Annotated in this window: 1 protein-coding gene; it reads left to right on the top strand. The window is 47.2% G+C overall.

Annotation, left to right across the window (positions count from 1 at the left end; all coding sequences use genetic code 11):
• Positions 1-282 (top strand): serine hydrolase (locus DA915_RS28505; RefSeq protein WP_153064616.1); only part of this gene is annotated, 282 nt, incomplete at both ends.

Here is a 282-nt window from a genome sequence, read left to right as displayed (position 1 = left end):
ATCAACAGCGGTAAGATCCTTGAGAGTTTTCGCCCCGAAGAACGTTTTCCAATGATGAGCACTTTTAAAGTTCTGCTATGTGGCGCGGTATTATCCCGTATTGACGCCGGGCAAGAGCAACTCGGTCGCCGCATACACTATTCTCAGAATGACTTGGTTGAGTACTCACCAGTCACAGAAAAGCATCTTACGGATGGCATGACAGTAAGAGAATTATGCAGTGCTGCCATAACCATGAGTGATAACACTGCGGCCAACTTACTTCTGACAACGATCGGAGGA

The organism is Agrobacterium sp. LAD9 (genome assembly GCF_003031125.1).
Taxonomy (GTDB): Bacteria; Pseudomonadota; Alphaproteobacteria; order Rhizobiales; family Rhizobiaceae; genus Agrobacterium; species Agrobacterium radiobacter.
Note: the sequence above shows the minus strand (reverse complement) of the source record. Positions and strands in the feature narration are given on the sequence as shown.